Origin of the sequence: Bosea sp. RAC05, from assembly GCF_001713455.1 — a bacterium.
GTDB lineage: Bacteria > Pseudomonadota > Alphaproteobacteria > Rhizobiales > Beijerinckiaceae > Allobosea.
This window is the reverse complement of record NZ_CP016464.1, coordinates 4,348,355-4,373,491: the sequence shown is the minus strand read 5'-3', so window position 1 is coordinate 4,373,491 and position 25,137 is coordinate 4,348,355. Positions and strand designations below refer to the sequence as shown.

General features: G+C 68.0%; 26 protein-coding genes. 8 read left to right on the top strand and 18 right to left on the bottom strand.

Translation table 11 applies throughout. The features are described 5' to 3' along the window. Positions 1-28: 28 nt before the first annotated feature. The 6 genes from BSY19_RS24260 to BSY19_RS24235 all read right to left on the bottom strand — a co-directional run bounded on the left by BSY19_RS24260 (position 29) and on the right by BSY19_RS24235 (position 4,351). A complete protein-coding gene (locus BSY19_RS24260) occupies positions 29-508 on the bottom strand; it encodes a GNAT family N-acetyltransferase (protein ID WP_150129717.1) in 480 nt (159 codons plus the stop codon). 70 nt (positions 509-578) lie between these two features. Continuing rightward, the gene (locus BSY19_RS24255; protein WP_069056403.1) at positions 579-1,985 is read right to left on the bottom strand and encodes an NAD(P)(+) transhydrogenase (Re/Si-specific) subunit beta; all 1,407 of its coding nucleotides are present in this window, start codon (positions 1,983-1,985) and stop codon (positions 579-581) included. Positions 1,986-1,991: 6 nt separating this feature from the next. Continuing rightward, positions 1,992-2,429 carry an NAD(P) transhydrogenase subunit alpha part 2 gene (locus tag BSY19_RS24250; protein ID WP_069056402.1) on the bottom strand — a complete coding sequence of 146 codons (438 nt, stop codon included), beginning with the start codon at positions 2,427-2,429 and terminating at the stop codon, positions 1,992-1,994. Beyond that, the gene (locus tag BSY19_RS24245; RefSeq protein ID WP_069056401.1) at positions 2,422-3,618 is read right to left on the bottom strand and encodes a Re/Si-specific NAD(P)(+) transhydrogenase subunit alpha; all 1,197 of its coding nucleotides are present in this window, start codon (positions 3,616-3,618) and stop codon (positions 2,422-2,424) included. The genes BSY19_RS24250 and BSY19_RS24245 overlap by 8 nt, the downstream gene beginning before the upstream one ends. A gap of 34 nt (positions 3,619-3,652) precedes the next feature. Beyond that, positions 3,653-3,952 (bottom strand): aa3-type cytochrome c oxidase subunit IV, encoded by a 300-nt coding sequence (locus BSY19_RS24240; RefSeq protein WP_069056400.1) that lies wholly within the window; start codon positions 3,950-3,952, stop codon positions 3,653-3,655. A gap of 180 nt (positions 3,953-4,132) precedes the next feature. Next, entirely contained in the window at positions 4,133-4,351 is a 219-nt protein-coding gene (locus BSY19_RS24235; RefSeq protein ID WP_069056399.1) for a YdcH family protein, read from the bottom strand. A 226-nt stretch (positions 4,352-4,577) separates the two neighbouring features. Here BSY19_RS24235 and BSY19_RS24230 point away from each other — a divergent pair, with 226 nt between their 5' ends. Further along, on the top strand, positions 4,578-4,766 hold the full coding sequence (locus BSY19_RS24230) for a YdcH family protein (protein ID WP_069056398.1): 189 nt from the start codon (positions 4,578-4,580) through the stop codon (positions 4,764-4,766). Positions 4,767-4,926: 160 nt separating this feature from the next. Then, the gene (locus tag BSY19_RS24225) at positions 4,927-6,576 is read left to right on the top strand and encodes an OpgD/OpgG family glucan biosynthesis protein (protein ID WP_069056397.1); all 1,650 of its coding nucleotides are present in this window, start codon (positions 4,927-4,929) and stop codon (positions 6,574-6,576) included. Positions 6,577-6,592: 16 nt separating this feature from the next. On the opposite strand, the gene BSY19_RS24220 is transcribed toward BSY19_RS24225, so the two are convergent. Next, positions 6,593-8,221, bottom strand: coding sequence for an acyl-CoA synthetase (locus BSY19_RS24220; protein ID WP_069056396.1), 1,629 nt, complete (start codon positions 8,219-8,221; stop codon positions 6,593-6,595). Positions 8,222-8,316: 95 nt separating this feature from the next. Next, entirely contained in the window at positions 8,317-9,078 is a 762-nt protein-coding gene (locus BSY19_RS24215) for a sulfite exporter TauE/SafE family protein (protein WP_069057360.1), read from the bottom strand. A gap of 174 nt (positions 9,079-9,252) precedes the next feature. Between BSY19_RS24215 and BSY19_RS24210 the strand changes: the two genes are divergently transcribed. Continuing rightward, on the top strand, positions 9,253-11,163 hold the full coding sequence (locus BSY19_RS24210) for a propionyl-CoA synthetase (protein ID WP_069056395.1): 1,911 nt from the start codon (positions 9,253-9,255) through the stop codon (positions 11,161-11,163). A 22-nt stretch (positions 11,164-11,185) separates the two neighbouring features. Here BSY19_RS24210 and BSY19_RS24205 read toward each other — a convergent pair whose 3' ends face one another. Next, entirely contained in the window at positions 11,186-12,070 is an 885-nt protein-coding gene (locus BSY19_RS24205; protein WP_069056394.1) for an MBL fold metallo-hydrolase, read from the bottom strand. 41 nt (positions 12,071-12,111) lie between these two features. Further along, positions 12,112-12,837, bottom strand: a complete 726-nt coding sequence (locus BSY19_RS24200) for a DUF1013 domain-containing protein (RefSeq protein WP_069056393.1) — start codon at positions 12,835-12,837, stop codon at positions 12,112-12,114. Between the two features lie 260 nt (positions 12,838-13,097). Between BSY19_RS24200 and BSY19_RS24195 the strand changes: the two genes are divergently transcribed. Together BSY19_RS24195 and rcdA are read left to right on the top strand one after the other, a co-directional pair. Next, entirely contained in the window at positions 13,098-13,298 is a 201-nt protein-coding gene (locus BSY19_RS24195) for a DUF1192 domain-containing protein (protein WP_069056392.1), read from the top strand. A gap of 291 nt (positions 13,299-13,589) precedes the next feature. Next, the gene (gene rcdA / locus BSY19_RS24190) at positions 13,590-14,117 is read left to right on the top strand and encodes a protease adaptor protein RcdA (protein WP_069057359.1); all 528 of its coding nucleotides are present in this window, start codon (positions 13,590-13,592) and stop codon (positions 14,115-14,117) included. 115 nt (positions 14,118-14,232) lie between these two features. Here rcdA and rpmE read toward each other — a convergent pair whose 3' ends face one another. Then, complete coding sequence (gene rpmE, locus BSY19_RS24185; protein WP_069056391.1) at positions 14,233-14,469, bottom strand: 50S ribosomal protein L31; 237 nt, start codon at positions 14,467-14,469, stop codon at positions 14,233-14,235. 148 nt (positions 14,470-14,617) lie between these two features. Between rpmE and BSY19_RS24180 the strand changes: the two genes are divergently transcribed. Then, positions 14,618-16,396, top strand: a complete 1,779-nt coding sequence (locus tag BSY19_RS24180) for an ABC transporter transmembrane domain-containing protein (RefSeq protein ID WP_069056390.1) — start codon at positions 14,618-14,620, stop codon at positions 16,394-16,396. 19 nt (positions 16,397-16,415) lie between these two features. Here BSY19_RS24180 and BSY19_RS24175 read toward each other — a convergent pair whose 3' ends face one another. Together BSY19_RS24175 and BSY19_RS24170 are read right to left on the bottom strand one after the other, a co-directional pair. Further along, the gene (locus BSY19_RS24175; protein ID WP_171905200.1) at positions 16,416-17,423 is read right to left on the bottom strand and encodes a tetratricopeptide repeat protein; all 1,008 of its coding nucleotides are present in this window, start codon (positions 17,421-17,423) and stop codon (positions 16,416-16,418) included. Between the two features lie 80 nt (positions 17,424-17,503). Further along, on the bottom strand, positions 17,504-18,679 hold the full coding sequence (locus tag BSY19_RS24170) for a tetratricopeptide repeat protein (protein ID WP_069056388.1): 1,176 nt from the start codon (positions 18,677-18,679) through the stop codon (positions 17,504-17,506). A gap of 401 nt (positions 18,680-19,080) precedes the next feature. Here BSY19_RS24170 and BSY19_RS24165 point away from each other — a divergent pair, with 401 nt between their 5' ends. Continuing rightward, the gene (locus BSY19_RS24165; protein WP_150129715.1) at positions 19,081-20,058 is read left to right on the top strand and encodes a LysM peptidoglycan-binding domain-containing protein; all 978 of its coding nucleotides are present in this window, start codon (positions 19,081-19,083) and stop codon (positions 20,056-20,058) included. Positions 20,059-20,219: 161 nt separating this feature from the next. On the opposite strand, the gene BSY19_RS24160 is transcribed toward BSY19_RS24165, so the two are convergent. After that, positions 20,220-21,086, bottom strand: coding sequence for an urea carboxylase-associated family protein (locus BSY19_RS24160; protein WP_069056386.1), 867 nt, complete (start codon positions 21,084-21,086; stop codon positions 20,220-20,222). Between the two features lie 23 nt (positions 21,087-21,109). After that, the gene (locus tag BSY19_RS24155) at positions 21,110-21,787 is read right to left on the bottom strand and encodes a cyclase family protein (protein WP_069056385.1); all 678 of its coding nucleotides are present in this window, start codon (positions 21,785-21,787) and stop codon (positions 21,110-21,112) included. Between the two features lie 108 nt (positions 21,788-21,895). Here BSY19_RS24155 and BSY19_RS24150 point away from each other — a divergent pair, with 108 nt between their 5' ends. Continuing rightward, the gene (locus tag BSY19_RS24150; protein WP_069056384.1) at positions 21,896-22,765 is read left to right on the top strand and encodes a LysR family transcriptional regulator; all 870 of its coding nucleotides are present in this window, start codon (positions 21,896-21,898) and stop codon (positions 22,763-22,765) included. A 15-nt stretch (positions 22,766-22,780) separates the two neighbouring features. Here BSY19_RS24150 and BSY19_RS24145 read toward each other — a convergent pair whose 3' ends face one another. From BSY19_RS24145 to BSY19_RS24135, 3 genes are read right to left on the bottom strand one after another with little or no spacing between them, the layout of a single operon-like run. Next, positions 22,781-23,095 (bottom strand): c-type cytochrome, encoded by a 315-nt coding sequence (locus BSY19_RS24145; protein ID WP_069056383.1) that lies wholly within the window; start codon positions 23,093-23,095, stop codon positions 22,781-22,783. A gap of 5 nt (positions 23,096-23,100) precedes the next feature. Next, a complete protein-coding gene (locus BSY19_RS24140) occupies positions 23,101-24,117 on the bottom strand; it encodes a peptidoglycan -binding protein (protein WP_069056382.1) in 1,017 nt (338 codons plus the stop codon). A 5-nt stretch (positions 24,118-24,122) separates the two neighbouring features. Continuing rightward, positions 24,123-25,133, bottom strand: coding sequence for a flagellar motor protein MotA (locus tag BSY19_RS24135; protein WP_236840443.1), 1,011 nt, complete (start codon positions 25,131-25,133; stop codon positions 24,123-24,125). Between the last annotated feature and the right edge of the window lie 4 nt (positions 25,134-25,137).

Here is a 25,137-nt window from a genome sequence, read left to right as displayed (position 1 = left end):
CCCCAGCAAGGTGGCGATCGCGCGACGCTCAGTCGAGCCGCTTGAGCATCTCGTAGGAGACGGCCTCGAAACCGGCGCGGCGATAGGCCCGCAGCGCCGGGTCGTTGCCGGTCAGCGCGCCGAGCTGGAGCGCCCCGTATCCGCGCTCGCGGGCGAAGCGCTCCGCCTGCGCCAGCAGGATCTGGCCGACGCCGGTGCCGCGCTGGCCGGCATCGACGACGATGTTCTCGATCAGGACATGGTCGCGCAGGTCGTCATGGACATAGGGGCCGGTGCGGCCGAGTCGCAAGGCGAGATAGCCGATGCAGGCGCCCGCCAGCTCGGCGACGAACTGCGCGCCGTCGTGGTCCCGCGTCTGCGCGCTGTCGGCCTCGAGCAGCGCCTGGGCGGTGGCGAGGCCGCTGGCGCGCGTCGGGCTCAGATGCGCCTCATGGGCGGCGAGCTGCATCAGCAGGCCGGTCACGGCGGCGCGGTCGCCGTCCCGCATCGGGCGGAGGGTGATGCTCACGGTTTCAAGGCTCCAAACGAAAAAGACCGGCACGAGGCCGGCCTTTCGCAGCGGGACGGGCGAGGGCGCCTCAGTGCGCCATCGCCTTGACGATGTCGTCGGTGACCTTCTTGGCGTCGCCGAAGAGCATCATCGTGTTGGGGCGGAAGAACAGCTCGTTCTCGACGCCGGCATAGCCGGCGGCCATGCCGCGCTTGATGAAGAGCACGGTCTTGGCCTTCTCGACGTCGAGGATCGGCATGCCGTAGATCGGCGAGGCCTTGTCGGTCTTGGCGGCCGGGTTGGTGACGTCGTTGGCGCCGATGACGAAGGCGACGTCGGCCTGGCCGAATTCCGAGTTGATGTCCTCGAGCTCGAAGACCTCGTCATAGGGCACGTTGGCCTCGGCCAGCAGCACGTTCATGTGGCCGGGCATGCGGCCCGCGACCGGATGGATGGCGTACTTCACCTCGACGCCCTCCTTCTTGAGGAGGTCGGCCATCTCGCGCAGCGTGTGCTGGGCCTGCGCCACCGCCATGCCGTAGCCGGGCACGATGATGACCTTGCCGGCGTTCTTCATGATGTAGGCGGCATCGTCCGCCGAGCCCTGCTTGACCGGGCGCGCCTCGACCGCACCACCGGCGCCGGCCGCGGCATCGTCGCCGCCGAAGCCGCCGAGGATGACCGAGAGGAAGCTCCGGTTCATCGCCTTGCACATGATGTAGGACAGGATGGCACCCGAGGAGCCGACCAGTGCGCCGGTGATGATCAGCGCCATGTTGCCGAGCGTGAAGCCGATGCCCGCGGCCGCCCAGCCCGAATAGGAGTTGAGCATCGAGACGACGACGGGCATGTCGGCGCCGCCGATCGGAATGATCAGCAGCACGCCGAGCGCAAACGAGACCAGCACGATCAGCCAGAAGACGACATGGCTCTCGGTCTTCAGGAAGATCAGCAGCAGCACGACGAGCGCGATGCCGAGCCCGATGTTGATGCCGTGGCGCTGCGGCAGCATGATCGGCTTGCCGCTCATGCGCCCGTCGAGCTTGAGGAAGGCGATGATCGAGCCGGTGAAGGTGATCGCGCCGATGGCGACGCCGAGCCCCATCTCGAACAGGCTGGCGCCGCTGATGCCGCCGACCTTGCCGATGCCGAAGGCGCTCGGCGCATAGAGCGCCGCCGCCGCCACCAGCACCGCGGCAAGGCCGACGAGCGAGTGGAAGAAGGCGACGAGCTGCGGCATCTGCGTCATCTGGACGCGCTTGGCCATGAAGGCGCCGATGCCGCCGCCGATGGCGATGCCCGCGATGACCAGGAGCCAGCCCGAGAAGCCGGCCGGCGGGAAGAAGACGACCGTGGTGGCGATGGCGATGCCCATGCCGACCATGCCGTAGAGATTGCCCTGGCGGGACGTCGTCGGGTGCGACAGGCCCCGCAGGGCCATGATGAAGAGGACGCCGGCGACGACGTAGAGAAGGGCGGAGAGGTTCGCGGCCATCGGCGCTCAGCCCTTCTTCTTGTACATGGACAACATCCGCTCGGTGACGAGGAAGCCGCCGAAGATGTTGACCGAGGCGAGGACCAGCGCGAGGAAGCCGAAGATCTTGGCCCAGACCGGGCCGTCGCCCAGCGCAGGCGCCGCCTCGACGCCGACCGCGAGCAGCGCGCCGACGACGATGACCGAGGAGATCGCGTTGGTGACCGACATCAGCGGGGTGTGCAGCGCCGGGGTCACCGACCAGACGACGTAGTAGCCGACGAAGACGGCGAGCACGAAGATCGCCAGGCGGAACACCGTGGGATCGACGAAGCCGCCCGTCGCGGCGCTGGCGCCGGCCGCGAGGCTGTCGGCATGCTGGGCGGCGAGATCGGCGGCCTGCCTAGCCGCCGCGGCGACGGAGCGGGCCTGCTCGAGGGCCTGTTCGGGTGTCGGATTAGCCATTGGTGACGCTCCCCTCGACGGCCGGCACGGGCTCTGGTTCTGGCTTGGGCGCGGGCTTGGCCGCGAAATTCGGGTGGATCACGGCGCCGTCGCGGGTCAGGGCGGTGGCCTTGACCAGCTCGTCGTCCCAGTTCACCGCGACCTTCTTCTCGGCCTTGTCGATCAGCGTCTCGACGAAGGCGAGCAGGTTCTTGGCGTAGAGCTGCGAGGCGGTGGCCGGCAGGCGGCCGGGCACGTTGAGGTGGCCGACGATCTTGACGCCGTTGGGCGTCACCACGACCTCGCCCGGCTTGGCGAGTTCGCAGTTGCCGCCGCGCTCGACCGCGAGATCGACGATCACGGAGCCGGCCTTCATGCTCCCGACCATGGCGGCCGAGATCAGCTTCGGCGCGGGGCGGCCGGGGATCAGCGCGGTGGTGATGACGATGTCCTGCTTGGCGATGTGGCTCGCCGTCAGCTCGGCCTGCTTGGCCTGATATTCCTTGGACATTTCCTTGGCGTAGCCGCCGGCCGTCTGCGCCTGCTTGAACTCCTCGTCCTCGACGGCGAGGAACTTGGCGCCGAGCGATTCGACCTGTTCCTTGGTGGCGGGGCGCACGTCGGTGGCGGTGACGATGGCGCCGAGGCGCCGCGCGGTCGCGATCGCCTGCAGGCCGGCGACGCCGACGCCCATGATGAAGATGCGCGCGGCCGGCACGGTGCCCGCCGCCGTCATCATCATCGGCAGGGCGCGGCCATATTCGGCGGCGCCGTCGATGACGGCGCGGTAGCCGGCGAGGTTGGCCTGCGAGGACAGCACGTCCATCACCTGCGCGCGGGTGATGCGGGGCATGAATTCCATCGCGAAGGCGGAAACCTTGGCCTTGGCGAGCGCCGCGAGCGCGGCCTCGTTGCCATAGGGATCCATCGTCGCGACGACCAGCGCACCGGCGGGCAGGCCCTTGATCTCGCTCTCGGCGGGGCGACGGACCTTCAGCACGATGGCGGCGCCTGCCAGCGCGGCGGCGGCCGTGGCGGCGATCGACGCGCCCGCGGCCTCATAATCGGCGTCCGAGATGCCCGATGCGAGGCCGGCTCCGGTCTCGACGACGACCTCGGCCCCGAGGCCCTTGAACTTGCGGACGGTCTCCGGCGTCACGGCGACGCGGGTCTCGGCCCCTTGCGTTTCGGCAGGCACGGCGATGCGCATGGCGGCGGAACCTCTCGGGCGCGGGTGCGGGGGGTCAGTGCGAGGCGGGCAGGAGCAGCAGCGCCAGCATCAGCAGCCCGAAGGGAACCGCCGGCGCGCGCCAGCCGATCGACTTCGAGGCGATGCCCACGGCCGTGCCGACCAGCGTCAGCAGCGTGCCGATGATGGCGAAGCCCCAGGCGTGCTTGGTGCCGCCGACCGCGAGGGCCGCGACGATGGCGAGGCAGGCGACCGTCCCGACCTCGGCGAAATGCACGAAGCCCTGATAGGTCCGCTCATGCTCGCGGTAGTCCATCTGCGGGATGTCGGAGGCGGGGTGTCCGTGATCGGCCATGGTCTGATCCCAAGAAAACGCTCGTCGCATGCCTGTAGCGCACCTGCGGGAGGTCGGCAACGGAGGGCCGATCGAGCCCTGCCGCAGCGACAGGGCTCCTGTCGGCGCGGCCCGGCTCTAATGGGACGGAGCGGGCATGTAAATCGATTTAAATCGATTGACGGGCGCTTGCCGAGCGGCTCAGGCGATGATGTCGGGGGTCAGCGCGTCCTCGATCTGCGAGATCCGGTCCTTCAGGTAGAGCTTGCGCTTCTTCAGCCGCTGGACCTGGACCTGGTTGATCGCGCCGACGCGCTCCAGCGCATCGATCGCGCTGTCGAGGTCGCGATGCTCCTCGCGCAGGCGGGCCAGTTCGGTGGTGAAGGCCTCGACCTCTTCCGGGCTCAGTTCAAATCCCATGGCCGTCCCATCATCGCCGCGATTGGCGGCGACTATGGTCAGACGCCGGGCGCCCCGCAAGAGCGAGGGCGGCCGGCGCCTTCGCGGCCTGTGGCATTCATGACGTAGCGGAAAGGCGTTGGTGACGATCACAGAATGTCATGCGTGCCCAGCACGAAACCGCCGCAGACGCGAAGCCGGCTCTATGTCACACTGATTCTGTCAACCGCTCATCAGGAGGATCCAGATGTCGCTGCAGACCCATCTCGTCGAACTCGAACGCAAGCATCGTCAGCTCGAGGAAGCCATCGCCCAGGCCGTGGCCCGCCCCTCTTCCGACGCTCTCACCGTGGTCGAGATGAAGCGAAAGAAGCTGCTGCTGAAGGAGGAGATCGAGCGCGTGCGGCAGACCATGCCGGACCGAACGCTGCATTGAGCGCCGGTCGAGCCCGCGGGCTCGGTCGAGGTTGTGTCGAGATCGTCGCCGGCCCTCGCGGGCCGGCTTTTTTTGTGGCCGCGCCCGGCGGGCGTCATCGGGCCGGAACTTCTGCCGGCCGCCCTTGTTGGGGCTGTACCACAGGCAGGATGACGAGACGATGCGGCCAAACCCCGATGCGCAGTCGCCCGGGCCCTGCGAAGCCGCTCCGGCGCGGAAGGGTGGCGAACGACCGTCGCGCCGGCTGCTGCTCGGGCTCCTGGGCTCGACGGGCATGCTGGCGGCGCTGCCGGCCGCGGGACAGGCGCCGACCAGCGCCCCCAAGGCGAGCTTCGGCTATGCCGATGTGGTGGAGCGCGCGCGCCAGCTCGGCGAGAGGCCCTTCGACGCGGATGCGGCCAGGATCCCCGAATCACTGTCGCAACTGAGCTATGACAGCTACCGCGAGATCCGCTTGCGTCGCGACAAGGCCTTCTGGCGCGACGGTGGATCGGATTTCCGGCTGCTGCCCTTCCATCTCGGCTTCCTGCACGACAAGCCGGTGCAGCTCCACAGCGTCGCCAATGGCGTGGCGCTGCCGATCCCCTTCACCACGGCGCTGTTCGAATACGGCAAGGTGCCGGTGCCGAAGGGGCTCTCGCCCTCGCTGGGCTTCGCCGGCTTCGCCGTCACGACGACCCTCAACCATCCGACGGTGCAGGACGAGGTGATCTCCTTCCTCGGAGCGAGCTATTTCCGGCTGATCGGTCGCGGCCAGCGCTACGGCCTGTCGGCCCGCTCGCTCGCCCTCGACATCGGCGGTGCGTATCCGGAGGAATTTCCGTTCATGCGGGCGCTCTGGCTCGAGGAGCCCGCGCCCGATGCGACCGAACTGGTGATCTACGCGCTGCTCGATTCGCCCTCCGTCGCCGGCGCCTATCGCTATGTCGTCCGCCCCGGGCCAACGACGCATGTCGACGTCACCGCCACGATCGTTCCGCGCAAGGTGATCGAGCGGATCGGCATCGCGCCGCTGACCTCGATGTTCCAGGCGGGGGAGGGCGACCTCGCCCAGCGCAGCGACTTCCGGCCCGAGATCCATGATTCCGACGGGCTGATGATGCAGGCCGGCAGCGGCGAATGGATCTGGCGCCCGCTGCGCAACCCGAGATCGCTGCGCATCGCGAGCTTCGTCGACGAGAATCCGCGCGGCTTCGGCCTGATGCAGCGGGACCGGGACTTCGGCAACTACCAGGACCTCGAAGCGCATTACCATGCCCGGCCGGGCTACTGGGTCGAGCCGCAGGGCGAGTGGGGCAAGGGCCGGATCGAGCTCATCGAGATCCCGACCGACAACGAGGCCTTCGACAACATCGGCGCCTGCTGGACGCCGGAGGCGCCACTTCCCGTCGGCGAGGCCTCGGAATTCCGCTACAGCCTCTCGGCGCTTTCGACGACGGGGCCTCTGCACCCTTATGCGCAGACGCAGCACAGCTTCGCCGGCTCCGACCTCGAGGACGGGCATGCGCAGGGGCAGGGCAGCAAGCGTTTCATCGTCGATTTCGCCGGTGGCGACCTCGCCTATCATCTCGGCGACCCGGCCCGCGTCGAACTCGCCGTCTCCGTCACGGCAGGCTCGGTCATGACGCGGATCCTGCAGCCCAATCCGGCTGCGGGCGGGTTCCGCGCCATCGTCGACGCCAGCCTGCCCGACGGGCAGACGGGAGAAATGCGGATCTTCCTGCGGGCGCGGGGCCGGACGCTGTCCGAAACCTGGACGAGCAGCTGGACCGCGCCCGCCGCGGCTGCCCCGCCTCAGCCGAGCGAGTGAGACCGAAGGCCAGCGCTCAGAGCGCCTTCGCCATCTCGCGCAGGCGGAACTTCTGGATCTTGCCGGTCGAGGTCTTCGGGACCTCGGTGAAGACCACCGTCTTCGGGCATTTGAATGCGGCGAGGTGCTGGCGGCACCAGGCGATGATCTCGGCTTCCGTCGCGGTCTTCCCCGGCTTCAGCTCGACGAAGGCGCAAGGCGTCTCGCCCCATTTCTCGTCGGGCCGCGCGACGACGGCGGCGGCCTGGATCGCCGGGTGCTTGTAGAGCGCGTCCTCGACCTCGATCGAGGAGATGTTCTCGCCGCCGGAGATGATGATGTCCTTCGAGCGATCCTTGAGCTGGATGTAGCCGTCGGGGTAGCGCACGCCGAGATCGCCGGTGTGGAACCAGCCGCCCGCGAAGGCGGCCTGCGTCGACTTCGCGTTCTTGAGATAGCCCTTCATCACGACATTGCCGCGCATCATCACCTCGCCCATCGTCGCGCCGTCGCGCGGGACGGGCTGCATCGTCTCGGGGTCGAGCACGTCGAGCCCTTCCAGCGCGGGATAGCGCACGCCCTGGCGCGCCTTCAGCGCCGCCTGCTCGGGCGCCGGCAGCGCGTCCCAGGCGTGGTTCCAGTCGTTGACGACGGCCGGGCCATAAACTTCCGTCAGCCCGTAGAGATGCGTCACCTCGAAGCCGGCCTGCTTCATGCCGGCGAGCACGGCCTCCGGCGGCGGGGCGGCGGCGGTGAAGAAGGAGACCGTCTGCGGGAAGTCGCGGCGCTCCTCGGCGGGCGCGTTGAGCAGGGCCGACATCACGATCGGCGCGCCGCAGAGATGAGTCACGCCATGGTCGGCGAGCGCGTCGTACATCGCCTTGGCGCGGACCTGGCGCAGGCAGACATGGGTGCCGGCGACGAGCGAGATCGACCAGGGGAAGCACCAGCCGTTGCAGTGAAACATCGGCAGTGTCCAGAGATAGACCGGATGGCGGCCCATCTGCCCGGTGAGGATGTTCGAGGTCGCCAGCAGATTGGCGCCGCGATGGTGGTAGACCACGCCCTTGGGGTCCCCGGTGGTGCCGGAGGTGTAGTTCAGCGCGATCGCGTCCCATTCGTCGGCGGGCATCGCCCAGTCGAAATCGGGGTCGCCGGCGGCGATGAAATCCTCGTAGTCGACCGTTCCGAGCCGCTCGCCGGGGCCGTCATAGACCGGGTCGTCATAGTCGATGACCAGGGGCTTGGCCTTGCACAGCGTCAGCGCTTCCTTGATCGTCTTCGCGAACTCCCGGTCGGTGATCAGGACCTTGGCCTCGCCATGATCCAGCGAAAACGCGATGATTGCGGCGTCCAGGCGGGTGTTGAGCGTATTGAGCACAGCGCCGCACATCGGCACGCCGTAATGGCATTCCAGCATGGCGGGCGTGTTGGGCAGCATGGCGGCCACCGTGTCGTTCTTGCCGATGCCGTGGCGGGCCAGCGCCGAGGCGAGGCGGCGCGAGCGGGCGTAGAATTCGGCGTAACAGCGCCGCAGCGGGCCGTGGATGATCGCGATGTGGTCGGGGAAGACCGAGGCCGCGCGCTCGAGGAATGGCAGGGGCGTCAGCGGCTGGTGGTTGGCCGGGTTGCGGTCGAGATCGGTGTCGTAGGCGGATGTCGTCATGCGGTGTCCCCTCCCGTTCGGCTTAGCCTCTGCGGGCCTTGTCCGTAATCCATCCCTTCGGCCGAGATCGCGCAAGGGGGCACGGGCGCATCACGTCAGAGCCAGTGCAGCCCCTTCAGCCCGTCATAGGTCAGCTTCAGGCCGACCAGCAGGAGCAGGCTGTAGATGATCCGGTAGAAGCGCTTCACCGGCACCTTCCGGACCAGCCAGACGCCCGCCACCGTCGAGACGATGGCGACCGGCAGCAGCGCCAGCGACGCCGTGAGGTTGGCGGTCGTGAACTGGCCGAGCGCGATGTAGGGGAAGACCTTGATGACGTTGATCAGCGCGAAGAAGATCGCGCCGGTGCCGACGAAGACGGCCGGCGGCAGCCGCAGCGGCATGGTGTAGATCTGGTAGGGCGGCCCGCCGGCATGGGCGATCATGCTGGTGAAGCCCGAGAGCGCGCCCCAGAACGTGCCCTGCGGATAATTCGACCGTGTCGGCGGCCGCTCCGCCTGGCCGCCGGAGACGAGATTGCGCAGCGCGAAGACGACCGAGATCAGCCCGACCGCAAGAACGACGGCGCCGTCCGCCACCCGCGCGGCCAGGAGATAGCCCGCGAAGATGCCGAGTGCGGCACCGGGCAGCAGCGTCGCCAGCGTGCGGCGGTCGAAATCGCGCCGGTAGGACCAGACGGTGACGACATCCTGAGACATCAGCACCGGCAGCATGATCGCGGCGGCCGTCACCGGCGAGACGACCTGCGCCATCAGCGGCAGCGACAGCAGGCCGAGCCCCGAGAAGCCGCCCTTCGACAGTCCCATCAGGATGACCGCCGGCACCATGGCGGCGAAGAAGGCGGGGTCGAGCAGCATGATCGGGAGGGGTCCGAAAGGCGAAGGGCGGCGCTTGCGCCAGATCAACCGTGGCATCTCCCGAAGCGCGGTAGAAGATCAAGGGCGCAGGGGCGCCATGTGCGAAAGTCGCTCTCGACGGCGCGCCGCGCCTCTGTGAAGGGATGGCGACAACAAAAAGCAAGGGAGGGTGCCATGACGGAGCAGGGCCGCTACGGCGAGGTCTATGGGCGCTGGCAGGCTGATCCGGAGGGGTTCTGGGCGGAGGCCGCCCGGGCGATCGACTGGATCTCGCCGCCGCAGCGCATCTTCGACGCCGCCCAGGGTGCTTATGGCCGCTGGTTCCCCGACGCGACCTGCAACACCTGCTTCAACGCGCTCGACCGGCATGTGCGCGACGGGCGCGGCGAGCAGCCGGCGCTGATCCATGACAGCCCGGTCACCGGCACCAAGAGCGTCTTCACCTATGCGCAGATGCTCGACGAGGTCGGGGCGCTCGCGGCGGTGCTGCAGGATCTCGGCGTCGGCAAGGGCGACCGTGTCGTTCTCTACATGCCGATGGTGCCGGAGGCGGCCTTCGCCATGCTCGCCTGCGCCCGCATCGGCGCGGTGCATTCGGTCGTGTTCGGCGGCTTCGCGGCCAAGGAACTGGCGACGCGCATCGAGGATGCGACGCCCAAGGTCATCCTGGCCGCGACCTGCGGCATCGAGCCCAGCCGCGTCGTCGAATACAAGCCGCTGCTCGACCAGGCGATCGAGCTCTCCGCGCACAAGCCGCAGACCTGCCTGATCCTGCAGCGGCCGCAGGTCGAGGCGTCGATGCACGCCACCCGCGACAAGAACTGGCGCATGCTGGTGGCTGCCGCCAAGGCGCAGGGGCGACGGGCCGAATGTGTCCCCGTCGCGGCGACCGACCCGCTCTACATCCTCTACACCTCCGGCACCACGGGTAAGCCCAAGGGCGTGGTGCGCGACAATGGCGGCCACATGGTCGCGCTGAAGTGGACGATGGACAATCTCTACGGCGTGAAGCCGGGCGAGGTGATGATCACGGCGTCGGATGTCGGCTGGGTCGTCGGCCACAGCTACATCGTCTACGCGCCGCTGATCCAGGGCGCGACCTCGGTGCTCTACGAGGGCAAGCCGGTGGGCACGCCCGATGCCGGCGCCTTCTGGCGGCTGATCGCCGAGCACAAGGCGGTCGTGCTGTTCACGGCGCCCACCGCCTTCCGCGCGATCCGCAAGGAGGATCCGCAGGCGACGCTGCTGCCGGCCTATGACCTTTCGCGGTTCCGGGCGCTATTCCTGGCCGGCGAGCGGGCCGACCCCGACACGCTGGTCTGGGCGCAGGACATCCTGAAGGTGCCGGTGATCGACCATTGGTGGCAGACCGAGACCGGCTCGCCGATCGTCGGCAATCCGATCGGGCTGGAACTGCTGCCGGTGAAGCCGGGTTCCCCCACGGTGCCGATGCCGGGCTACGACGTGCAATGCGTCGACGAGGGCGGGCGGCCGGTGCCGGCGGGCACGATGGGCGCGATCGTGATCAAGCTGCCGCTGCCGCCCTGCGCGCTGCCGACGCTGTGGCAGGCCGAGGAGCGCTTCGTCGAATCCTATCTCGCGGCCTTCCCGGGCTTCTACAACACCTCGGATGCCGGCTTCATCGACGCCGACGGCTACGTCTTCATCATGGGGCGCACCGACGACATCATCAACGTCGCCGGCCATCGCCTCTCGACGGGCGGCATGGAGGAGGTGCTGGCCTCGCATCCGGCGGTGGCGGAATGCGCCGTCGTCGGCATCCGCGACACGATCAAGGGCGAGCAGCCCTGCGGCTTCGTGGTGCTGAAATCCGGCATCACCCAGAGCCCCGACGCGGTCGAGCGTGAACTGGTGGCGCTGGTGCGCGAGAAGATCGGCCCGGTTGCCGCCTTCCGGCTGGCGCTGACGGTCGGGCGGCTGCCCAAGACGCGCTCCGGCAAGATCCTGCGCGCGACGATGAAGAAGATCGCCGATGGCGAGGACTACGCCATGCCGGCGACGATCGAGGACCCCGCCGTGCTGGACGAGATCGGGCTGGCGCTGAAGGCGAAGGGGCTGGGGTAGGGCGCGGGCGCGGATCGCCGGGCTAGAAGCCGATGGTCGCGCCGTTCCACCGGAGCAGGCGCTGCGGCCACTCCAGCCGCATCAGATCCTCGCCGATGATCAGCGGCCCGGCATAGCCGCTCGCCCGAATCTCTTCAGCGACCAGCGCCGTATCGGCCGCGGGCGGCACGATGTGCGTGATCGCCAGGGCCCTGGCACCGCTCCTGCGCGCCAGGTCGCCCACCACCTGCGGCGTCATATGGTAGCTCTTCACGGCTGCGACGGTGGCGGCCGTGCGGATGCCGGCGACGACGGGCATCTGGCTCTCGACATAGACCTCGCTGACGAGCAGATCGCAATGCTCGGCGGCCTGCTCGAGGGTCGGGGTGAGGCGGGTGTCCCCGGAGAAAACGATCCGGCTCGTGCCGTCGCTCAACGTCAGCCCGAAGGCCGGCTCCACCGGCTTGTGGTCCACCAGGAATGCCGTCACGGAGAGGCCCTGGAGGCCGGCGACCGGCCCCTCCTGCAGTTCCTCGAAGACGACGTCGAGGCCGCTGGCATCGGGACGCTGCTCGAAGGCGATGCGCAGGCGGCGCTCGCGCGCGAAGGCCTCGTACTGGTCCCGCAGATTGGCCAGTGCGGGGGCGGGCGCCAGCACGCGCCAGGGGCGGTTTCGGCCCTGGTGCCAGGAGGAGATGACGAGCTGATAGAAATCGACCAGATGGTCGGAATGCTCGTGGGTGACGATGAGCAGGTCGATGTCGGCGCCGCGATGGCCGGCCGCGACAAGCCGCTGGCTGACACCCGAGCCGCAATCGATCAGCAGCTTGCAGCCGCCGGCCTCGACGAGATGAGAGGGACCGGCACGCCGCAGGCTGACAGGCGGCGCGCCGGTTCCCAGAAAGGTGAAGGCTAGTCCGGCACTCATTCCGGCACGGTGTCAGGGCGAGCCGTCATCGGCAAGCCGCCTCAGGCCTCGTCGTCCTCGTCGACCGGACGCTTCATCTGCTTGAGCTTGGCGAAGACGGAGTCGACGTCGATGGCCGCCTCTTCCTCGCGCTTGGGCTTGCCCATGTCGGCGAAGGTCTGGCTCAGCGGCGCGGGCTCCGGCGCCGTGGTCTCCTCGGCCGGTAGCAGGGTCGAGCCGATCTCGGCGACCATGGCCGGGCGGTCCTTGGCGGCGCGGCCGACTTCGAAGTCGAGGTCGATCTGCGAGCACAGGCCGAGGCTGACCGGATCGATCGGCGAGAGCGTCTGGGCGTTCCAGTGGGTGCGGTCGCGGATCTGCGCGATCGTCGACTTGGTCGTGCCGATCAGGCGGATGACCTGCGCGTCCTTGAGCTCGGGGTGGTTGCGCAGCAGCCAGAGGATGGCGTTGGGCCGGTCCTGCCGCTTCGAGACGGGGGTGTAGCGCGGGCCCTTCGTCTTCTTCATCTCGGGCACCTTCACCTTGCGCTCGGCGAGCTTGAGGTGATGGGCGGGGTTGGCGGCAGCGCGCTCGAGCTCCTCGCGGGTCAGCTGCCCGGAGTTGATCGGGTCCATCCCCTTGATGCCGGCCGCGACCTCGCCATCGGCGATGCCGCGCACCTCGAGCGGGTGGAGTTTGCAGAACTCGGCGATCTGCTCGAAGGTCAGGGACGTGTTCTCGACCAGCCAGACCGCGGTGGCCTTCGGCATCAGCGGGGGTAACGACACGGGCTGTCTCCTGGAATCTCGGAATCCGGCGCTCGGCCGGGGCAACGTCGCGGACAATAGCTCTCGGGCGCCGACCGGCCTCTTCGGCCGGCCATCCAAATCATCGACGATGAACAGGATGGCCGGCTTATAGGGGAGGCGGGGGCTTCTGTCCAAGAAAAAGAGCCGGCGAGACGCCTCGCCGCGGCGGTGGCGCGGGTCGCCCGCGGGGCGTAATCTGCCGTGATCGCCACGCGGGCGATCGTGGAGAGGAGGCGCCGATGTCGCTGTTTTCCGATGATGATCGGCCCAAGCCGAAGCCCGTTCACGAAATCGGGCAGGATCTGTCGATGCTGTCCCTGGCCGAGATCGACCTGCGGGTGGCGGCGCTCCAGGCCGAGATCGAGCGGCTGGCGGAGGCGCGGGTGAAGAAGGCCGCCTCGCGCAGCGCCGCCGACGCCTTCTTCCGGAAAACCGATTGAAAACGCGGCAGCCGGCCGCGCCGTTAAGGGGCTCTTAACGATTCCAAAGTATGAATCGCATCATCCAGTTTGTCTGGATGCGAGTGGCTCCTGCCCGCTCTGTTTGACGCCTCCCTGTTGACCTTCGAGCCGCCTCCGGGCGGCTCTTTTTTATGGTCTGTACCCGCGTTAAGGTTAACCACACCTTACCGGCGCGGCGCCTGCCCATCGGCGCTATCCTTGCGACATCGGCGGCATGAGCCGTGACGCGTGCCAAGCGGACACGGTGTTGTGCCGATGGGAGACAAGGCCATGAACGACCTGCTGATCCGCGAGCCCGCCAACGCAGACGGCGCGATCTCCTTCGCGCGGGGCTTCGTGAAGTCCGATGCCTTCATGGTGCTGTTCCGCGAGGGGATGGGGCTGGTCGAGAACACCGCCGCCTATCTCGACGGCGAGGGCCGCACCCAGTCCGCGGCGCTGCCGCGCGAGGTCGCGCTCAGCTATGCGACCGAGAGCATGCGCCTGACGACGCGGCTGATGCAGATCGCCTCCTGGCTGCTGGTCCAGCGCGCCGTCGCCGAGGGCGAGATGACCGCCGAGCAGGCGCGCGCCGAGAACGCCAAGGTCCGCATTCCCGAGACCGGCGTGTCGGGCACGCCCGCCGAGCTGGAGCGCCTGCCGCAGGGCCTGAGCGACCTCATCGCCCATTCCTTCCGGCTGCAGGCCCGCATCCGCCATCTCGAGGGCCAGATGAACGCGCCCGCTCCCGCCGAGAAGGCCAATCCGGTCCAGGACCAGCTCGCCAGCCTGCACGCCCGCCTCGGCCTCGCGCTCTGATTTCGCCGCGCGGCTGATCGCCGCGCCGGGACGCGCTCCAAAACGAAACGGCCCGGTCGAAAGACCGGGCCGTTCTTGATTCAGATCAGCGCGGGCGGGCGCACCCGCCGGCAGATCACTTCTTGCCGAGCGAGCCGATCGCGGAGAAGCGCGAGTTGAAGCGCGAAACGCGGCCGCCACGGTCGAGCATCTGCTGCGAGCCGCCGGTCCAGGCCGGGTGCGTCGTCGGGTCGATGTCGAGGTTCAGCGTGTCGCCCTCCTTGCCGAGCGTCGAACGCGTGAAGTATTCCGTGCCATTGGTCATGACGACCTTGATGGTGTGGTAGTCGGGGTGGATGCCGGTCTTGGCCATGGCTAAATCCTCAAACGTCGAAAACGGGCGTGGTCGACAAGCAGGCAAGCCTGCCCGGCCCGTCGAAAAATTCGTATGAGCCTGTCGTGAAGTCGCGTGCACATATCTCAGCCGGGCCGACAGCGCAAGCAGAACAGGACAAAGACGCGTGCCCGCAGCCGAAAAAGACAACACCAAAGCACGGCCCGACTTCCGCTCCCTGGCGTCCTTCTGGCCCTATGCGCTGAGATATCGCAAGCGGATCGCGCTCGCGCTGCTGGCCCTCGTCATCGCCTCGGCGGCGACGCTGGCGCTGCCGGTGGCGGTGCGGCGGGTGATCGATGTCGGCTTCTCCGGCGGCGAGCAGCAGCTCGCCAACAGCTATTTCGTCCTGCTGATCGGCGTGGTCGCGGTGCTGGCGCTGGCGAGCTCGGCGCGGTTCTACCTCGTCATGACGGTGGGCGAGCGCATCGTCGCCGATCTGCGCGCCGACGTCTTCGCGCATCTGACGCGGCTGGAGCCCGCCTTCTTCGATTCGAGCCGGGCGGGCGACCTGGTCTCGCGGCTGACCGCCGACACGACGCAGATCAAGTCGACCTTCGGCTCGACGGCCTCGATTGCGCTGCGCAACGTGATCATGACGATCGGCGCGCTCTCGCTGATGATCGCGACCAGTCCGCAGCTCGCGGCCATCGTGATCGGCGCGATCCCGCTCATCGTGCTGCCGCTGGTGTTTTCCGGGCGCTCGGTGCGCCGGCGCGCCCGGGCGGCGCAGGACCGGCTCGCCGACGCCTCCGCCTTCGCCTCGGAAGCGGTCGGCGCGATCCGCACCATGCAGTCCTTTGGGGCGGCGCGGCAGACGGCGGCCCGCTTTGGTCAGGCCTCGGACGAGGCCTATGGCGCCTCGCGCGCCGCGACCGCCTCGCGCGCGCTGCTCTCGGGCGTGGCGATCTTCCTGGTCAGCGCCAGCGTGGTCTGGGTGCTGTGGACGGGCGCGACGGAGGTCTTCGAGGGGCGGATGAGCGGCGGGCGGCTGTCGCAGTTCCTGCTCTATGCCGTGCTGGCGGCGAGTTCGCTCGGCCAGCTCTCGGAGGTTTATGGCGACGTCTCGGCGGCGGCCGGCGCCGCCGGGCGGCTGGGCGAGATCCTCGCCCTCAAGCCGGCCATCGCCGCCCCGCCGAACCCGGCGCCGATGCCGGAGCCGGCGCGCGGCGAACTCGCTTTCGAGGGCGTCTCCTTCAGCTATCCCGGCCGCAGCGTCCAGGCGCTGTCGGACCTCACCTTCTCGGTGCGGGCCGGCGAGCGGGTGGCGCTGGTCGGGCCCTCGGGCGCCGGCAAGAGCACCGTGCTGCAGCTGGCACTGCGCTTCTACGATCCGGCCGCCGGGCGCGTCGTGGTCGACGGCATGGCCGGGCCGCAGGTAGACCCTGAGGCCTGGCGCCAGCGCTTCGCGCTGGTGCCGCAGGAGCCGACCGTCTTCGGCGTCTCGGTGCGCGACAACATCGCCTATGGCCGTCCCGAGGCGACGCTGGCCGAGGTCGAGGAGGCGGCGCGGCTGGCGGCGGCCGACGGCTTCATCCGGGAGCTGCCACAGGGCTACGACACGGTCGTCGGCGAGCGCGGCGTGACGCTGTCGGGCGGGCAGCGGCAGCGGCTGGCGATCGCGCGCGCGGTGCTGAAGGACGCGCCGATCCTGCTGCTCGACGAGGCCACGAGCGCGCTCGATTCCGAGAGCGAGCGGGCGGTTCAGGATGCGCTCGACGCGCTGATGAAGGGCCGCACCACGCTGGTCGTGGCGCACCGCCTCGCCACCATCCTCTCTGCCGACCGCATCCTGGTGATGGAGGACGGCCGCGTCGTCGAGGAGGGGACGCATGCCGAGCTGAAGGCGCGCGGCGGGCTCTATGCGCGGCTGGCGGCGCTGCAGTTCGGGCTGGAGGCGGCGTAGAGGCGGGAGGGGCAGCGGTTCACAGTGGCCGGCTCAGACCGCGTCCGCAGGCTGCGTTGCCGAAACAGGCCATGACGGCAGCGTCGAGTTGGGACGAGCGCTGTCCGTCGAGGACCACATCGGGCATCCCATTGTGGCGCAGGAAGATCTGAAGCCGGAGAATCGCCCTGATGCCGCCCTTGTCGAGGACATAAGCGACGTCCTTCATCGCATCCTCCCCGCGGCCTGCGGACGCCAGCAACATCGCCCGCTGATAGGTCAGCCGTCCGAAGTCCTGATACTCCACGGGCATTCGGTAGGGCCCGCCCGGCGGGCCGATCAGCTTGTCGAGGTCAGCGAGTGCCTCGTCGGTCTTGCCGGCGCCGATCTTCGCAAGGACGCGGATGGTCAGCGTGGTCGGGTCTTCGGGGCGTGCCCGCTGAACGCGGTCGGCATCCGCGACCGCGGCTTCCAGGCGGTTTTGCCGGAGATGCAGAGCGGCCCGGGTTTCCCGTGCTCTGACATTGCCGGCGTCGCGGACGGCGACATCGAGATCCGCGATCGCCTTGTCGCTCTGGCCGAGGGCGATCAGGATCGAGGCACGAATCCAGCGGGCGTCCGGATCGTCGGGCATCGCCGCCAAGGTGGTTTCGATCTCGCGCAGTGCCTCCGGCAAGCGCCGCATCTGCAGATGCAGATAGGCGAGCGAACTCCTGACCAGGGCGTTGTCGGGGGCGGCCTTGATGGCCGCGTCCAGATCCTGCTGCGCGCCCTTGGGATCGCCCATGCTGAGCCGAAGGCGGGCGCGGAAATGCAGCGCTTCGACGGCGGTCGGCTCGGCCGCGATCGCCTTGCCGAGTTCTTCCTTGGCCGCATCCAGCCGCACGAGCGCGAGCAGCTTGCGCGCGCGCTCGAAACGGGCGGCCGCCGCCGTCGCGGCTGGAAGGCCGGTCGTGTCCAGAGCGGGCGGATCGCAGGCGCCCTGGTGCTGGGCGAGGCCGCCAGCGTCGCAGGTCGCTCCGCCCATCATGCGGAACGGTCCGGACAAGCCTGCATCGTTTGCCGCAGCGCAGGGCAAGGCGGCCGATATGAGAAACAGCGACAGAAGGGCAAGGCGCTTCATGACGGTCACCGCTCCCGGCACGCAGGATCGAGCGAGCAGGCCTTGAGTGCGTCCCGGAGCAGGGGCGTCATCTCCGTTGGAGGCTGTCGACTGGGGAAGTAGCCGGCCATCTGGAGGCGGTCGAGATGCTTTGGAATGAGCGACGGGTCGCGATCCAGGGCCGTGGTGAAATCGGCGAAGGCTTCGTCGAAGCGCCCGAGTTGCGTCAGCGCGTTCCCACGGATTTCGTAGGCTACCCCCTCGCTGTCGTCGATGATGATGGCTCGCTCCGAGGCTTCCAGGGCATCTGTCGATCGCTTGAGGCGAAGCAACAATTCGGCTCGGGCTGAATGGAACCAGGCTCGATGCGATTGGGTGTCGACCAGCCTGTCAAAGTCGCGCAGCGCATCGGTTTCACGGCCAACCTTGCCGAAGAGAAAGGTACCCCGGGCAAGATAAGATTGAGGCCCCTCCTTGTAGGCGACGGCCGCGTTCAGATCCGCCTCCGCTTCGGCGGTTTGGCGGCGGGCATTGAAGAGTTTCGCCCGCTCTTCCAGAGCCACGATGTGGAAATCTTCGGGCAGGCCGTCGCGGCCGCGGTAGCTGGCGCGGTTGAGGCTCTTGCGCGGCAAGGCCACCAGCGCGTCGGCATCTTTGAAGGCCTCCTGCCAGCGACCGAGTTCCGCATAGGCTCGCAGCCGGAAAAGCAGCCCGAAAGGTTGCTTCGGGTCTATCCTGAGGGCCTTGTCGAGCAGCTTGAGCCCATCGGGCTGGCCGGACTCGATCATCAGATTCCCGATGCTGACCAAGGCACGCGTATTCCGTTCGTCGAGTTGGAGCGCGGTTTGCAGATCGGCGACGCCGCCTTCGAAATCGGTACGGTTGAAACGGGCGCTGGCCCTGCTGGCATAGAGGTCGCCGTTCTTCGGCTGCAGCACGATTGCGGCCTCGTAATCTCGAAGAGCGAGTTGTGCCGCGCCGGTACGGTCGCGCCCCTTTCCACGGATGTGCAGGGCTTCGGCCCGCGCTTTGGGGCTGAGCTTGGCGGTGTCGAGGCGTGCGCTGCAGGGGGCCTCCACCGAGGCCGGATCGGTCTCCATCCGCTCGACCGTGCAGAGATTTGGGCCGCGCGCCCAGGCAGGCGCGGCCATGACGCCCAGCAGACCTGCCAACAACATGGGAATGGAAAGCGGCAGAGCCATCGCCGGAGGTCTCCCTGGGGTCGATGCCCTCCTTAGGCGATGTCGCTCTAATGCCAGGTCAAGGTGAACGCTAAAGGCGATGTCGCGCGGTTTACGAAGCCGCAATGATCGGCAATTGAGGCATTCTCCGACCGCTTCCTTGCACCGGCATCCTGGTGATGGAGGACGGCCGCGTCGTCGAGGAGGGGACGCATGCCGAGTTCAAGGCCCGCGGCGGGCTCTCTACGCGGCGGGCGGCGCTGCAGTCGGGCTGGAGGCGGCGTAGCCAGGATCGTGCTGGCGGGCATCGTCCGCTGGAGCAATTATATCCGCGCATCATCCGAATAAATGGCGTCGCGTCACTCAGATAAGGATCGGATACTACGGCGTAGAGCTGCGATCTGAAGGCGGGAGATTTTGCCGTGGGTATGCGATCTGTTGATTCCTTCTTCACCGATCCGAAGGAAAAGGAGCTTGCCCTTCTTGTCTGGGAAAAGGGAAAGCACGAGCTCGCCAAAGGATGGACAGCAACGCCTGTCACCAATGCCTTTCTGGCGGTCGAGAAAACGCCGAACGTTCGCATCCTCGTCACTGCCAGCGATTGGATCAGCCAGACGCGTGCCGAAGGACAGGATTGGGCGATCGAAGACGTCAACCTCAAACTCGGCAAGCCGGACGGCTATTTCAACCGTGATGCCTGCGCCAATGTCGAGCACGTCTACCGCGCCGCCTATCTCTCCGTGGTGCTGACCCCCGCAGCAAGCTTCTTGGCCGCGGGTGCCTATGAAATGGTATTTGATCCGTTCATCAAAGAGCCTCTCATGCGTGCCAAGCGGGCATACGACACGAACAATGGTTCCGACGCGTTTTTGGCCGTGTGGCGGCAGCTCTCGGCCTTCGGCATTGCCTCGCGCCTCCCCGATTCATTCAAGCGCAATGGCAGCCAGTTTCTCTACATCGATCTCAAGGGCTGGATGATGGCGGCGGAGTATTGGGACGCTCTCGCGACAGATCCGTCCAACTACGGCGAGCATGCACCGGAATTTGATGCCAAAGCGCAAATTCGCAAGCTCAAGCTCGGCATTGAAGCGGTAAAGGCGAGCTTCGACGCACAGAAGGCGCGCAAGCCGCCACCGGAAGCGGTGACGAACCCTGCGGATTTCATGGCGAACACGCCGCCGACTAAGGCCGGAGTCATGCTCTCCCAGATTTCGAAGGAGCGATACGGCACATTCGAGCTATGGCCGCTGATCTGGAAGTACAATTACAAGGCAATTGGAAACAATCCGAATCGCGTTCCAGTCGGGACGGTGCTAAAGATCAAGAAGAAAGAGAAATATACGTCCGAAGAGTTGAAATTCGCTCGGGAGAATTGGAGGAGTTGGGCGGCGTGGAAATGAAGCAAACACGGTGCCTCGTTGTTGATCGCGCGCCATCACCGCGAGCCGACTTCGTTGGGGGACGGGTCGGCGGCGGCGTCAGCGACGGCGCTGTTCTTGTACTGAGACTTTCGGGTCTGCGCTTCGCTTAGTCCGATAATGGCGCTGGATGATGGGCTTGATCAGCCCGCCACCCCATGCGTGCGCGGATAGGCGCTGGGTTGCGGCGAGGCCCAGCCCGCCAGAAGGCCCGGCTCGGTGCGGAAGATCTCGACCTTGAGCGGGTAGCAGGCGGCGACGTCGCTGGAATGGGTCGTGCTGCAATCGCCACCCGGGCAGGCCGAGAGCGCGCCGAGCAGGTCGATCTCGGCGAAGAACTCGAGGAAGTCGCCCGGGCGTACCGGGCTCGCCTTCATGAAATACTGATGCGTGTCGCGGGTGAAGCCGGTGCACATGAAGACGTTGAGCACGTCGTGGACATGCATCTCGGCCTCCTTCACCGGCAGCCCCGTCGCCTTCGCCAGAGCGCGCGTCAGGTTGGAATGGCAGCAATGGTCGTAGTCGCCGCCCGAGAGCAGGCGGTTGGTGTAGGGGTCGCAGCGCGTGCCGATGACGTCATGGATGCCGCCGCCATCCTCGTCCCAGCCATACCAGGCCAGCGTGTCATGGGTGATCGTGGCCATGGGCCGCAGGCAAGGCATGCTGCTCCAGAGCCGGTCGCCGGTCGAGACATGGGTGGCGTGGAGCTGGCGGGTCTTGCCGCTGAAGAACCGCTCCGTGAGGTCATGCGCATTCCAGAGGTTGAGATCGCCGACCTGCGGGCCGTCGACGCCGATGATCCGGAAGAAGTGGCCGGCGGGGACCTGGAAGGCCTCGGCATCGCGGGGGGCGACGAGAACCTCGTCGATCTTCGTCAGATGCTGCCGGGCGCGCGCCATCATCGCCATGTCGGGCTTCGGCAGGCTCTCGACGGGGTAGCAGACGGTCAGGGGTCTGGCGCGGCGCTGCGCGGCGTCGGCGGGCTCGGCGATTGCTTCGACATGTGGCATCGGCGTGTCCTCTCGCAGTATTGTCAGGCCGTTTCCGCGAAGGCGCGGATCGTCATGGCGGCCGCACCAACGGCCTTGATCGGCACGCAGAAGAAGCGAAACCCCGTTGCCGGCAGTCGGCCAAGATCACACAGATTCTCGACGATCAGAATATCCTGCCCGAGCAGGACCGTGTGCGCCGGCCGCGACAGTTCGCTGCGGCTGTCGGCATTGGGTGTGTCCACGCCGAGCAGTTTCGCGCCTCGATCACGCAGCGCCGCGATGACGTCGGCGTCGATGAACGGATAATGGTCATAAGCCGGCGTGGCCCAGTGGATGTCCCAGCCGAAACGGATCAGGACGGCCTTGCCCGCAAGGTCTTCCGGCAGATCGAGCCGTGACAGGCCGATCCGCTCGTCGGGCCGGGCATCGGCAACGGTGACGCAGAGACCCGGCAGGATGACCTCGTCGAGCGTCAACCCGGCGATGTCGCGTCGATCCGGCCAGCGATGCCGGGGCGAGTCGAGATAGGTTCCGATCGAGGTCTGGAAACTGATCTCCGTGATCTCGAAGCTCGCCTGCCCGTCATAGAACGGCGCCGAATCCCGATGGGTGACGAAGGGCCGGATCGAGGCGGTGAACTGGCGGACCTCGCCCTCCCGCCGCAGCGAGAAGCCCGGCATGCCGTCGGCGAAATCGTGGCTGAGGTCGATGAAGGACATGGCAGGCGGCTGCTCCAGATCGGCGATGAGGCCTCAATTTCACGATGCTGCATCGCCCGCAACATGGCATTTATTGCTCTGAGACTAAGCCTGACTTAGTCTTTCGCCATGAGATACCCGCCCGCAAACGGCTTGCGCGCTTTCGAGGCCGCAGCGCGCCATGAGAGCTTTTCCGCCGCCGCCGCCGAGATGAGGATCACGGCCGCGGCGGTGAGCCAGCATGTCCGCGGGCTGGAGACCTGGCTGGGCACGGCGCTCTTCCTGCGCCACGCGCGCGGCGTCACGCTGACAGCCGCCGGGCGGGAGTTCGGAACGGCCGTCTCCCATGGCCTCGGCCATATCGCGCTGGCCGCCGAACGGCTTGTGGCGGGGACACGCACGAGGCCGGTCGCACTGGCCTGTCTGGCTTCGGTGACGACGCGCTGGTTGATCCCGCGGCTCACCCTGTTTCGCGCGGCTCATCCGGAGATCCGCCTGGCCATTCTCTACGCGCTCGATGCGAAGACGCCCGAGGAGGCCGGTGCGGATCTGCTGATCCAGCATGGTGTCAGGCCGAATCGACCGGCCTTGCCGATCATCAACGCCGCCACGCGCCCGACCTGTTCACCCGATTATCGGGACCGTCACGGGCCGTTTGCAACGCCGCCATCGCTTCTCGGCGCGGAGCTTCTGCATGACGAGACGACGGCAGCCTGGTCGCGCTGGTTCACGGGTGCCGGAGTCAGTGCCGGGCCGGAAGCCGGTCCGATCTTCGCCGATTTCAATCTCTTGGTCGGCGCAGTGCTGGCCGGGCAGGGCGTCGGGCTGTGTCCGACGGCGCTGATTGGCCCGGAGATCGAGAGCGGCCGGCTGATCTGCCTGTTCGATCAGCCTTCCGATACCGACAAGCAATACTGGCTGCTCGAAGCGCAAGGGTTGTCGCCCGAGGCGCTGGTGCTGCGCGACTGGCTCGTTGCCATGAGCGCGGACGAGTCCTGACGATCCAGGCTCCGCTCAGCGCGGCGGCAGCGCCGCGTAATAGGCGGCGAGCGCCGCGATCTCCTCGACGCTCATGTGGCGGGCCATGTAGCGCATCTCCTTGTGGACGCGCTTGCCGGTCCGGAAGGCCATCATCTGGTTGAACAGATAGCGCTCGTTCTGGCCGGCGAGATGGGGCACCTCGGTGTCGCGCGCGATGCCGTCCAGGCCATGGCAGGCGGCGCAGTCCTCGACCGCGGAGCGGCGCGGCTCGGCCAGGGCGGGGGCGGCGGCCGCAGCAAGTGCGAGCAGGATGGCGAGCCCCCTGGCCGTCGTTTGCCTGTGAGACACCCGCCTCACCGCTCGGTGATCTTGAATTCGATGCGGCGGTTGCGGCGCCAGGCGTCGTCGGTGTTGGCGACGTCGAGCGGCTGGAACTCGCCGAAGCCGGTGGCGGCGATGCGGTCGGCCGAAATCCCCTTGGTGACGAGATACTCGACGACCGCGATGGCGCGGGCCGCCGAGAGGTGCCAGTTCGAGGGGAATTGCGGCGAGCGGATCGGCCGGTTGTCGGTGTGCCCGTCGACGCGCAGGATCCAGGGCAGGTCCGGCGGCATTTCGCGGCCGAGATCGGCGATGATCGCGCCGAGCTTGTCGAGTTCGCCGCGGCCTTCGGGCTTGAGCACGGCCTGGCCGGCGTCGAAGAACACCTCGGACTGGAAGACGAAGCGGTCGCCGACGACGCGGATGTCGGGCCGCGTGCCGAGCACCTGGCGCAGGCGGCCGAAGAAGTCGGAGCGGTAGCGCGCCAGCTCCTGGACGCGCTGGGCCAGCGCGACATTGAGCCGCGAGCCGAGCTCGGAGATGCGGGCCTGGGCTTCCTTGTCCTTCGCCTCGGAGGCGCCGAGCGCCTCCTCCAGCGCGGCGAGCTGGCGGCGCATGGCCTGGATCTGCTGGTTGACCAGCTCGACGGTGGCCTGGGCGCGGGCGGAGAGCTGCTTCTCGGCCTCCAGCGCCTTCTGCGCCTCGCCCAGCTGGGCGGCCTGGTTGCCGGGCTGGGCATTCAGCAGGTCCTGGATGCGGCCGCGCTCGCTCTGCTCGCGGGTCAGCGACGACTGCAGCAGCTGCAGGTTCTCCTGCGCCTGGCGGTTGGAGGAACGCTCCAGCGCCAGCAGGTCGGTCAGTTCCGAGATCTGGCGGTTGAGCCGGTCGAGCGCGGTGTCCTTGCCGGTCAGCTCCTGCGAGAGGAAGAACTGCCCGAGCACGAAGACGGAGAGCAGGAAGACGATGCCGATCAGCATCGTCGAGAGCGCATCGACGAAGCCCGGCCAGAAATTGACCTCGTCGCGGCGGTGGGAGCGGGAGAGCGCCATCGCCGTCAGGGCTCCATCACATTGTCGGCGGTGAGGCGTTCGAGCAGGCGCTTCATGTCCTTCTCGCGGGCGGCCTGGGCCTCGACCCAGTCGCGGATCAGCTGCTGCTCGGAGCGCATGTGCTGCACGAGACCCTGGATGCCCTCGGCCAGACTGGCGAGTGCCTGCGTCGCGGCGCGGTTGTTGGCGCCGCTCTCGGCCATGGCGGCGCCGAGCCGGTCGAGCCGGTCACCGAGCGGATCGCCGGCCAGCGGCTGGAGGCCCGGCAGGCTCGCGCTGCCGGTGCGGGTGCCGAGCCAGCTTTCCATCTCGTTGCGGAAGCGCCTCTGCGCCTGGGCCACCTGCAGCTCGAGGAAGCCGAGGATCAGCGAGCCGGCGATGCCGAAGAGCGAGGAGGAGAAGGACAGGCCCATGCCCGCCAGCGGCGCGGCGAGGCCGGCCTTGAGCTCGTCGAACAGCACGCCGGCCTCGGCGCCGGTGCGCAGGCTCTTGATGACGTTGCCGACCGAGGACACCGTGTCGAGCAGGCCCCAGAAGGTGCCGAGCAGGCCGAGGAAGACGAGCAGGCCGGCGAGATAGCGCAGCACCTCGCGGCCGTCGTCGAGCCGCACCGCGACCGATTCGAGCACGGTCGCCGCCTGGGCGGGCGCGAGGCTGCGGCTGTCGAGCGCGGGCAGGACGGGGCCGAGCGGCGCGATGACCTGGCCGCGGCGGATCTGCGCCGCACCGGGGTCGGCCGCGAGGCGGGTGGCGGCGCGGGCCTCGGAGTGGAGGCGCCAGAGCTCGCGCAGCGCGATCAGCACGCCGACGAAGAGCGCGCCGAGGATCAGGCCGTTCAGGCCCGGATTGGTCATGAAGGCGGTGACGAGCCCGGCCTGCAGGATGAAGCCGAGGAATCCGATCAGGGCGAGAAAGACGAGGGCGCGGACGACATAGCGCAACGGCCGCGAGAAGCGCGTCTCGTCCCGCGGGGGCGCGGCGACGTCCCGTTCGGCTGCCAGATCCTCAGTCGCCATGCTT

Coding starts and splice junctions, on each gene's coding strand:
- rpmE (WP_069056391.1), bottom strand. CDS start 14,469: ATGGCCAAGACCGGCATCCACCCCGACTACCACACCATCAAGGTCGTC.
- BSY19_RS24255 (WP_069056403.1), bottom strand. CDS start 1,985: ATGGCCGCGAACCTCTCCGCCCTTCTCTACGTCGTCGCCGGCGTCCTC.
- BSY19_RS24240 (WP_069056400.1), bottom strand. CDS start 3,952: ATGGCCGATCACGGACACCCCGCCTCCGACATCCCGCAGATGGACTAC.
- BSY19_RS24160 (WP_069056386.1), bottom strand. CDS start 21,086: ATGCCACATGTCGAAGCAATCGCCGAGCCCGCCGACGCCGCGCAGCGC.
- BSY19_RS24140 (WP_069056382.1), bottom strand. CDS start 24,117: ATGGCGCTCTCCCGCTCCCACCGCCGCGACGAGGTCAATTTCTGGCCG.
- BSY19_RS24170 (WP_069056388.1), bottom strand. CDS start 18,679: ATGGCTCTGCCGCTTTCCATTCCCATGTTGTTGGCAGGTCTGCTGGGC.
- BSY19_RS24150 (WP_069056384.1), top strand. CDS start 21,896: ATGAGATACCCGCCCGCAAACGGCTTGCGCGCTTTCGAGGCCGCAGCG.
- BSY19_RS24220 (WP_069056396.1), bottom strand. CDS start 8,221: ATGACGACATCCGCCTACGACACCGATCTCGACCGCAACCCGGCCAAC.
- rcdA (WP_069057359.1), top strand. CDS start 13,590: ATGAACGACCTGCTGATCCGCGAGCCCGCCAACGCAGACGGCGCGATC.
- BSY19_RS24195 (WP_069056392.1), top strand. CDS start 13,098: ATGTCGCTGTTTTCCGATGATGATCGGCCCAAGCCGAAGCCCGTTCAC.
- BSY19_RS24225 (WP_069056397.1), top strand. CDS start 4,927: ATGCGGCCAAACCCCGATGCGCAGTCGCCCGGGCCCTGCGAAGCCGCT.
- BSY19_RS24215 (WP_069057360.1), bottom strand. CDS start 9,078: ATGCTGCTCGACCCCGCCTTCTTCGCCGCCATGGTGCCGGCGGTCATC.
- BSY19_RS24135 (WP_236840443.1), bottom strand. CDS start 25,133: ATGGCGACTGAGGATCTGGCAGCCGAACGGGACGTCGCCGCGCCCCCG.
- BSY19_RS24210 (WP_069056395.1), top strand. CDS start 9,253: ATGACGGAGCAGGGCCGCTACGGCGAGGTCTATGGGCGCTGGCAGGCT.
- BSY19_RS24235 (WP_069056399.1), bottom strand. CDS start 4,351: ATGGGATTTGAACTGAGCCCGGAAGAGGTCGAGGCCTTCACCACCGAA.
- BSY19_RS24245 (WP_069056401.1), bottom strand. CDS start 3,618: ATGCGCATCGCCGTGCCTGCCGAAACGCAAGGGGCCGAGACCCGCGTC.
- BSY19_RS24155 (WP_069056385.1), bottom strand. CDS start 21,787: ATGTCCTTCATCGACCTCAGCCACGATTTCGCCGACGGCATGCCGGGC.
- BSY19_RS24230 (WP_069056398.1), top strand. CDS start 4,578: ATGTCGCTGCAGACCCATCTCGTCGAACTCGAACGCAAGCATCGTCAG.
- BSY19_RS24250 (WP_069056402.1), bottom strand. CDS start 2,429: ATGGCTAATCCGACACCCGAACAGGCCCTCGAGCAGGCCCGCTCCGTC.
- BSY19_RS24205 (WP_069056394.1), bottom strand. CDS start 12,070: ATGAGTGCCGGACTAGCCTTCACCTTTCTGGGAACCGGCGCGCCGCCT.